Genomic DNA, 8,017 nt, shown 5'->3' with positions numbered 1-8,017 from the left:
TTTGACTTTTTATGAAAGTCAAAGGTGGCATTCAGGCGAAAAACGCGGTTTTCGCCTGAATGTACGCCGCGTTGCGGCGGCTGCCGCTTTCGCGTCAGCAGAGCATTTTCAAAGAGAAAATGCTCTATGCCGGTAACGGAATCCTGAAGCATACACCTTTAACCCACTGTACCCGCTATGCTGCACCTGAGTGATTTGCGCGCTGCCTGCCAGTCTCTGTCGCAACGTTTTGACAACCTTTGGGGGCGTCTTTGACGCTGCCGCCGACCAGAAACGCCTGAACGAGATCGAAGCGGAGCTTTCCCGCCCCGGCGTCTGGGACAAGCCCGAGGCCCTGACCCCCGTACTGCAGGAAAAAAGCCGTCTTGAAGATGAGCTCGACCGCCTGCTCCGGCTCAGGACCTGCCATGACGACATGCAGGAATGGCTGGCGCTGGCTGCGGAAAGCGAAGAAGCCGAAGCCCTGGAATCCCTGGAGCAGCAGCAGAAAGATCTCGCCGCGCTTCTGGACGAGACCGAGCTTGTGATGCTGCTCTCCGCGGAGGAGGACAGTCAGGACGCCATCCTGGAAATCCACCCCGGGGCCGGCGGCACGGAGTCACAGGACTGGGCCGAAATGCTCCTGCGCCTGTATACGCGCTGGGCCGCGCGGCGCAAATACACTGTGGAGGAAATGGACTTTTTGCCCGGCGACGAGGCGGGCATAAAAAGCGTCACCCTGCGCATCGCGGGCCCGCACGCCTTCGGCTTTTTGAAGAGCGAGCGCGGCATTCACCGGCTGATCCGCATCTCCCCCTTTGACTCTTCCGGCCGGAGGCATACCTCGTTTGCCTCGGTGGACGTGATCCCGGATGCGGGCAAGGATATTGAGCTGGACATCAAGGAGTCGGATCTGCGCGTCGACATTTTCCGCTCCAGCGGCCCCGGCGGCCAGAGCGTCAACACCACCAGCTCCGCGGTGCGCGTGACCCACCTGCCCACCGGCATTTCCGCCCAGTGCCAGAATGAAAAGTCGCAGCATCACAACAAGGAGACCGCGTTGCGCGTGCTGCGGGCCCGCCTCTACAATCTGGAAGTGCAGAAGCGCGAAGCCGAGCGGCAGGCCCAATACGCCGGCAAGGACGCCATCGCCTTTGGCAGCCAGATTCGGACCTATACCCTGCAACCCTACCGCCTGGTCAAAGACCACCGCACCGGCTCCGAGACCGGCGATGTGGACGCAGTCCTTGACGGCCAGATAGATCAATTCCAACACGACTACCTTTTGTACCGCCATGAACAGCAACGCTGAATTCGAGTCCCTGGCCCGCGAGCTGCAATCCCTGCGTCAGGATCCCTGCAAGGACGCAGGCGCGCAGGCTCGCGAGGCCATGCTCGTGGTCCGGCTGGTCCGGGGCATGTCCCGGAACCGCTGGCAGGAATTCTGCCGATCCTTTCCTTCCAGCCAATGGTGTGCCCTGCCCTTGCCCGAAAACCATGCGCTGAGCCGGGTGGCGGATCTGCGCCCGGACGTTCAGGCGTCGCTGCCCCCGGATCTGCCGCCGGACAGTCTGGCCAGGGCTCTGGCAGTGGAACTCTTCACTGCCCAGCTTAACCGCGAGATCCTCCGGCTCACGCGCAGCGGCGGGGAGCTGACCCTGATCTGCGCGGCCCTGTGCGAGCGCCAGCGGCTGCTTGTGGCTTTGGGCGAGGGCACGCTGAAGCGGCTGGAAAGCCTGCTGGCCGAAACCCTGCACGAAGGTCTGGAGGCCTGCGACAGCCTGGGCAGTCTGGGGCCCGGACGCTATGCCCTGCTTTTGCCGGGCGTGGGCCTGTTCAAAGCCCGGCTGCTGGCGGAAAATCTGCAGACGGCCTTTGCGGCGCAGGCCCGGCCCCTGTTTCCGCAGGGCGGCATATCGGCCGGGGAAGGGCCCGTCTGCGCCCTGGGCATCACCTGCCTGCCCCACGACACCACAATGTGCGCCAAGGATCTGCTGGGCAAGGCCAATGAGGCCCTGAATACGGCTCTGCAGCAACAGGGCATGCATATCCACCTGGAGACGAGCACCCCCCTGAATGAGCGCTCCACCCTGGTGCATTCCAGTGAAAAACGTTTTCTTTTTTTCGGTGGAGAATAATCATGGCACTGAACAGCACATTGAGCGTAGCGGTCTTGAGCGGCAAAGGCGGGGTCGGCAAAACCAATGTTTCTCTTAATCTGGCCTGCGCGCTTTACCAGGCGGGCTTCAAGGCCCTGCTCATGGATTGCGATCTGGGTCTGGCCAACCTGGACGTGCTCCTGGGCATCACGCCGGAAGGCAATTTGCAGAACGCCCTCCTGGGCGAGGCGGCGTTGAGCGATGTACTCTACCCGGTGGAACCTGAGGGCTTTGACGTGCTGCCGGCAGCCTCTGGCGTGCCCGAACTCACGGAAATGAGCCCGGATATACGCGACTTGCTGCTGCAGCGCCTGGAGCCTGTACTCGGCAACTACGACTATATCTTCATGGATCTGGGCGCGGGCATCTCCGAGACCGTGCAGACCTTCGCGGCCATGGCCGCGGCGCGCATCGTGGTCATCACGCCCGAACCCACCTCGCTGACGGACAGCTATGCCCTGATCAAGGTGCTCCATAACCGTTTCGGCATGCGGGATTTTATGGTCCTAGTCAACCAGGTGGCCTCGCCCAGGGAGGCGCAGGCTTCTTTTGAAAAGCTTGACGGAGCCTGCCGCCATTTTCTGCATCTGGAGCCCGTGTTGCTGGGCCATGTGCGCAATGACAACAAGCTGCCCGAGGCCGTGTGCCGCCAGCAGCCGCTGCTGCGCTTTGCGCCGGGCTGCCCTGCGGCCCGTGACCTGCAATCCCTGGCCGCCCGTCTGCAACGCATACGTCTGGGCATGGCCGACTGGCTGGCCGCGCGCAAAATACTCCAGACCGTGCCGCAATAGCCGCGCTCCGGCTTTTAGAGCGTTTTCTCTTTGAAAAAGCTCTGGGCAAAAAAGCCCGGCGCAAGTTATTTACCTTACAGAACAAAAGGTATAGATATAAAATATCTCTAAGAGTCCCCGCGTTGTCGCCTTTTCCCTGAACCTTTCAGGGATAAACGTAGAACGTGTCCACGGAGGCGTGATGAATAAAAGCGAACTGATCAAGGCTCTGGCCGAGGAGACGAATATTCCCTTTGACGACGCTTCACTGGTGGTGAATACTTTTATTGATGCCATGAAGAACTCGCTGCTCGCCGGGGACCGCATCGAAATCCGCGGCTTCGGCAGTTTCAAGATAAAAGAATACAGCGGCTATGCCGGGCGCAACCCCAAAACCGGGGAAAGCGTTGTGGTGGTTCCAAAACGCCTGCCTTTTTTTCGCGCAGGCAAGGAACTCAAGGAATTCATCAATCAATAGAGCAGATTACCTTTGACTTTTTATGAAAGTCAAAGGTGGCATTCAGGCGAAAAACGCGGTTTTCGCCTGAATGTGCGCCGCGTTGCGGCGGCTGCCGCTTTCGCGTCAGCAGAGCATTTTCAAAGAGAAAATGCTCTAGAGGCCACAGGTATTTTGCGGCATTCCGCCGGTCAGCCGGACGCATGCGCAGAAGATGCCGGGGCGGATCCGGGCGGTGCGCATGGCGGGGCGACGCGCTCCGCGGGCAGCGAAAACCGCTTGCAACGAGCAGAAAAAGGAGTCGAACATGCAGTTTTCCGGCGCCATGACAGCACTTGTGACCCCTTTCAAGAACAATGCCGTTGACGAGGCAGCGTATCGCGCCTTTATTGAAAACCAGATCAAAGAAGGCATCCACGGCCTGGTGCCGTGCGGCACTACCGGCGAATCCGCCACGCTTACGCATGAAGAGCACGAGCGGGTCATTGAAATCTGCATTGACCAGGCCAGGGGGCGGGTTCCCGTGCTGGCCGGGGCCGGTTCCAACAATACGGCCGAGGCCATCCGTCTGGCGCGTTTCGCCCAAAAGGCCGGAGCCGACGGGGCGTTGCTTATTACCCCTTATTACAACAAACCCACCCAGGAGGGCTTGTACAGGCACTTCAAGGCCATTGCCGAGGCCGTGGACCTGCCGCTGGTGCCCTACAATGTGCCGGGCCGCACGGGCTGCAATATGCTGCCGCCGGTGCTGAGCCGCCTGGCCCGCGATTTTTCCAACATCGTGGGCGTCAAGGAGGCCACAGGGGATATGGTTCAGGGCAGTCTGGTGCTGGAATCCTGTCCTGAGAGCTTCAGCGTGCTTTCCGGCGACGATCTCACGGCCCTGCCGCTGATGGCGCTGGGCGGCAAAGGCGTGATTTCCGTCACTTCCAACCTTGTGCCCGGCCGCGTGGCCGCCATGTGCAACGCCTTTGCCAAGGGAGATCTGGCCGGGGCCGCGCGCCTGCACCACGAAATGTTCCCCCTGCACCAGATTTTATTTGTGGAAAGCAATCCCATTCCCGTCAAAACAGCACTGGCGCTTATGGGCCAGATGGAGGCCGAAATGCGCCTGCCGCTCAGCCCCATCAGCGAATCGGCCAAGGCCAGGCTCGTTGACGTGCTGCGGCAGCAAAACCTGCTCTGATTCCAATTCCGGATTGAATACTGCAGGAATTGGAATGGGGAGCCGGCAACCGGGGCCGCAGGCCCCGTGGGAGCCGGTTCCCCCCCACGCGTGGGGAATACCCATACTCAGGTGTTATTCTTGATTTTTTCCGTCGTCTTGACAACTGCCGGGCTCAGGGGCCGGATCATAGGCCACCAGGGGGATGCCGTCCCAGTCCACCGGCTTGCGCGCATTTTTGCCCACAGTGACGAACGCAAAGCCCGACTCATGATCCGCCTTCCAGATCAGCACGGCATTGCCCTGGCCGCATTCCGCGCACACCACGCGCCAGAGGCGCTCGCGCACCCGCACTGAGTAAGAGCCTGCATACACTCCGGCCCGCACTTCCAGCAGCCAGCGGGAGAGGTAGCCGCGCAGGCGTTCGGGCACAGCCTCAGTGACGATGACCAGCATCGCCCAGCCCCTTTGTTTCAGGTATGGCCACTGGCACGGCCTCAGGCGGAGCCGCGGGCAAGGAGAGGCCCCCGGCCGAAAGCACGTCCTCAATGACCGGAATAATCCGGGTCAGCAATTTCTGTTGCCGGAACATATCCCGGCAACGCAGGCGCACGTCGCGCGCCAGGTTGTCGCCCGGGCGGGACGCGGCCTGAAAAGCCGCGGGAATAACCGTGTCGAACTTGAAAAGGTCCGCAATATCATAGACAAAGGAGAGCGGCTTGCCCGTGTGGATGAAACCGATGGCCGGAGCATAGCCCGCGGCAAGCACCGCAGCTTCGCACACGCCGTAAAGACAGTGATTTGCCACGCTGACGGCCTGATTCAAGGGATCCGCCGCATCCCAGTCTTTGGGATCATAACTGCGCCGCTTCCACTCAAGGCCGTGGCGTCTGGCCAATTGCTGATACAGCGCGCGCACCCGCGCGCCCTCAATGCCCCGGAGCTGTTCCACGCTGCGGCGGGCTGGCGGTTCCTCCCCGAAGCGGAAGCGGTACATGGCCCGCACCACCTGCAAACGCGGGCCGTCCTCCAAGGCCAGCCGGGCCTGATACAGCAGTTTGTCCGAACGCGCCCCGCCGGGCTGCCCGGCGGAATACAGGCGCACCCCGGCCTCCCCCACCCAGAGGAGCAGCGTGCCGCAATCAGCGGCCAGGGCCACGGCCGCGTGCGTGAGCGTGACGCCGGGCTCCAGCAGCAGGCAGGCCACGCCGCCCACAGGTATCTGCACGCGCACACCCTGCTCGTCCACCAAAACAAGAGCCCCGCCCTCCACATCCAGCCGTCCGCAGCGCAAAAACAGCATGGAATTGCGCTCCTTGATGCTGATTATATCTGACGGCAGCCGCATTCAGGCCTCCGGCGCAAGCCGGGATTGTGTCTTCTCTGTCCACTCTGCCCCCTGCGCATCCTCCGCCTCCTCTCCATCCAGGGCCGTCCACATGTCCACCTCAGCTTCCTTTTCCGGTTCGTGGAATGTCACCCGGCGCGGGGCAAAAGCGCGTCGGCCCATGCCGAAACAGAGCGGCTGATCCGGCAGGGAATCCGTGCCCTGAGCAAAATCCCCGGCTTCGCGCGCATAGACGCAGCCGGCCAGGGGCACGGGCAGCAGCTCGGCCAGGGCAGTGGCCTCGTCGGGGAACAGGCCGCCGAACACAGGACGGGAAGGGATGCAGGATTTGCGGCCCAGCCACACACCCCAGACCGGATTGCGCAGGGCCTCGGCCATGCTGTCAAGCTCGCTCGCCGGGCCGCTGAACAAGGCCAGAAACGCCGCGTCCTGCAAATATTGGCGCAAGGTCAGCACCGCGTCCGCGCGTTTTTTGCCTTCAGCCGTTTTTGTGCCCAGCACGGTATGAAAATCCTCCAGACGCCGCCGGATCAGAGGACGGCCCCGGCCCGCGGCATTTGCCTGCGCGCCGCCGTGCCCGGGCAGGAAACGCGGCACGGCCACAACCAGCAGGGGCATGGCTTGCAGGGCGCGCAAGGCCGCAGCTTCCTGCGGGGAGCCGCGCCGCGCGCCCAGGGCGGCGCAGATCAAGCCGGCCAGCGCGCTTTTGGAGGGCAGCAGGGCCGTATCCCGGCGATTGAAGCGGCTTTCCGTGCCCCAGGACTGCATGGGGCCGAAAAGACGCAGAGCCAGGCAGGCCTGCTCAGCGCACATGGCCGGCCACCCCGGTCAGCAGAGCCTGAAAATCCATTTCCGGCAGGCGGTATTCCGCCACGGCTTCCAGGCCCCATACTTTTTTGAGAGTTTCATACTCCGCGTCCAGAGCCTTGATTGACGCTTCCAGCAGCCCGCTCCGGCTTGTCACGGGCGCTTCAAAGGCGTTGATCAACTGCACCGGATGCCCTTTGTCCCGCGCCACGGCCAGCACATAGCCGGGCAGCGTGGCCGCGTTCATGGAATTCTGGCGGGCGCTCGGCAGGGCCTTCAGGCAGGCCTCCACAAAGACTCTGACCACCTCCTGCCGCTGCTGCGCGCTCAGGCTTCCCAGATGGTCCGCATCGGCCAGCAAATCCAGATTCAGGGCCACAAAGCGGTAGTATGTGGCGCTCTGAAATTCCAAAGTGCCCATCATGCCCGCGCCGGACTCGTCCTCAGGCTGCTTGTCGTCAACCGCGCTGTAAAAATCCATTTCAGTATCCACGCGGTGCGTGGAGAGCGCATGGCTGAACATGGCCGCGCCCTCCAGAGTCAGGGAATGATCATCGGCCACCATGCGGCCGAACAGGCTGATGTCCGCCGCGTCGCGCAAATCCTCGGACTTCAGGCTTTTCAGGGCTTTTTTGGCGGCATCCCTGGCCTCCCCGGCCGCCACATAGGCCCTGGCCAGAGCCCGCAGCTCGTTGGGCGAGGTGAAAAACAGGGTTTTTATCTGCAATTTACCCTTTTTTTCCCCATCAGCATCCCACTTGCCCAGGGCTTCGGCCAGAGCTTTCGCGCCGTCCCCGGCTTGGTCAGCGTTGAGGCCCAGGGCTTGCAACTCACGGCGCAGGGGCTCCACAACCAGTTTGGTGCGCTCCCCGGCAAAACCTTGCGGGCAAAGCTCGCGGGCATATTCGCGCACGGCCCGCTTCCAGCACTGGCTGGAAACGCGGGCACGTTGCGCGCCGCCGAAAAACGCTGTTTTGGGCGAGCCCAGATCGTCGCGGTTCAGGCAGGCCACGGGCACGGACTGAAGCATATGCAATTCCAGATGACGCATACGATCTCCTTCTTCGGGTTACGGGGCTTAGAGCATTTTGCTTTTGAAATTATTCAATTTCAAAAGCGGCGCTGCCATCATTTCGCCTGAAAAGCGTGGTTTTCAGGCTCATTCGGCGCGGGCGCCAGCTAACGCTGTCGCCAGAGCGGTTTAGCTAGAGCAATTTGACTTTTATTTTATTTAGAAATCGTTTAGATTGCAGAGATGAAATTTGCATCTGAAGAAATCCGAACCAAGGCTGTTCATGCGTATCTTGATGGAAAAGCAACAGCCAGGCAATT

General features: G+C 61.7%; 9 protein-coding genes. 5 read left to right on the top strand and 4 right to left on the bottom strand.

The window, feature by feature from the left end; all coding sequences use genetic code 11:
- Positions 1–177: 177 nt before the first annotated feature.
- From prfB to dapA, 5 genes are all read left to right on the top strand, one after another.
- Positions 178–1,291 (top strand): peptide chain release factor 2 gene (prfB, locus tag G7Y51_RS12715; RefSeq protein WP_165178051.1). Its coding sequence is split into 2 segments (ribosomal slippage): positions 178–252 and positions 254–1,291, totalling 1,113 coding nucleotides; the frame shifts between segments, so codons are not numbered across the junction.
- Complete coding sequence (locus tag G7Y51_RS12710) at positions 1,275–2,117, top strand: GGDEF domain-containing protein (protein ID WP_165178049.1); 843 nt, start codon at positions 1,275–1,277, stop codon at positions 2,115–2,117. The genes prfB and G7Y51_RS12710 overlap by 17 nt, the downstream gene beginning before the upstream one ends.
- Before the next feature lie 2 nt (positions 2,118–2,119).
- Positions 2,120–2,929, top strand: coding sequence for a MinD/ParA family protein (locus G7Y51_RS12705; protein ID WP_206214342.1), 810 nt, complete (start codon positions 2,120–2,122; stop codon positions 2,927–2,929).
- A gap of 181 nt (positions 2,930–3,110) precedes the next feature.
- On the top strand, positions 3,111–3,386 hold the full coding sequence (locus G7Y51_RS12700) for an HU family DNA-binding protein (RefSeq protein WP_165178047.1): 276 nt from the start codon (positions 3,111–3,113) through the stop codon (positions 3,384–3,386).
- Between the two features lie 286 nt (positions 3,387–3,672).
- Positions 3,673–4,551 (top strand): 4-hydroxy-tetrahydrodipicolinate synthase, encoded by an 879-nt coding sequence (gene dapA, locus G7Y51_RS12690; RefSeq protein ID WP_165178043.1) that lies wholly within the window; start codon positions 3,673–3,675, stop codon positions 4,549–4,551.
- A gap of 114 nt (positions 4,552–4,665) precedes the next feature.
- Here dapA and cas2e read toward each other — a convergent pair whose 3' ends face one another.
- Genes cas2e through cas7e form a run of 4 tightly spaced genes read right to left on the bottom strand, consistent with a single transcriptional unit; the run spans position 4,666 to position 7,736 of the window.
- Positions 4,666–4,986 carry a type I-E CRISPR-associated endoribonuclease Cas2e gene (gene cas2e, locus G7Y51_RS12685; protein WP_165178041.1) on the bottom strand — a complete coding sequence of 107 codons (321 nt, stop codon included), beginning with the start codon at positions 4,984–4,986 and terminating at the stop codon, positions 4,666–4,668.
- On the bottom strand, positions 4,967–5,878 hold the full coding sequence (gene cas1e / locus G7Y51_RS12680) for a type I-E CRISPR-associated endonuclease Cas1e (protein ID WP_165178039.1): 912 nt from the start codon (positions 5,876–5,878) through the stop codon (positions 4,967–4,969). The genes cas2e and cas1e overlap by 20 nt, the downstream gene beginning before the upstream one ends.
- Entirely contained in the window at positions 5,879–6,691 is an 813-nt protein-coding gene (gene cas5e, locus G7Y51_RS12675) for a type I-E CRISPR-associated protein Cas5/CasD (protein ID WP_165178037.1), read from the bottom strand. It lies immediately after the preceding gene.
- Positions 6,681–7,736 carry a type I-E CRISPR-associated protein Cas7/Cse4/CasC gene (gene cas7e / locus G7Y51_RS12670; RefSeq protein ID WP_165178035.1) on the bottom strand — a complete coding sequence of 352 codons (1,056 nt, stop codon included), beginning with the start codon at positions 7,734–7,736 and terminating at the stop codon, positions 6,681–6,683. The genes cas5e and cas7e overlap by 11 nt, the downstream gene beginning before the upstream one ends.
- Positions 7,737–8,017: the final 281 nt, after the last annotated feature.

This window comes from Desulfovibrio sp. ZJ369, assembly GCF_011039085.1.
In the GTDB taxonomy this organism is placed as follows: Bacteria; Desulfobacterota; Desulfovibrionia; order Desulfovibrionales; family Desulfovibrionaceae; genus Desulfovibrio.
Note: the sequence above shows the minus strand (reverse complement) of the source record. Positions and strands in the feature narration are given on the sequence as shown.

What these genes read in the sequence shown, in the direction of transcription:
- G7Y51_RS12700 (WP_165178047.1), top strand. Translation starts at nt 3,111, where the DNA reads ATGAATAAAAGCGAACTGATCAAGGCTCTGGCCGAGGAGACGAATATT.
- G7Y51_RS12710 (WP_165178049.1), top strand. Translation starts at nt 1,275, where the DNA reads ATGAACAGCAACGCTGAATTCGAGTCCCTGGCCCGCGAGCTGCAATCC.
- G7Y51_RS12705 (WP_206214342.1), top strand. Translation starts at nt 2,120, where the DNA reads ATGGCACTGAACAGCACATTGAGCGTAGCGGTCTTGAGCGGCAAAGGC.
- cas2e (WP_165178041.1), bottom strand. Translation starts at nt 4,986, where the DNA reads ATGCTGGTCATCGTCACTGAGGCTGTGCCCGAACGCCTGCGCGGCTAC.
- cas7e (WP_165178035.1), bottom strand. Translation starts at nt 7,736, where the DNA reads ATGCGTCATCTGGAATTGCATATGCTTCAGTCCGTGCCCGTGGCCTGC.
- dapA (WP_165178043.1), top strand. Translation starts at nt 3,673, where the DNA reads ATGCAGTTTTCCGGCGCCATGACAGCACTTGTGACCCCTTTCAAGAAC.
- cas1e (WP_165178039.1), bottom strand. Translation starts at nt 5,878, where the DNA reads ATGCGGCTGCCGTCAGATATAATCAGCATCAAGGAGCGCAATTCCATG.
- cas5e (WP_165178037.1), bottom strand. Translation starts at nt 6,691, where the DNA reads ATGTGCGCTGAGCAGGCCTGCCTGGCTCTGCGTCTTTTCGGCCCCATG.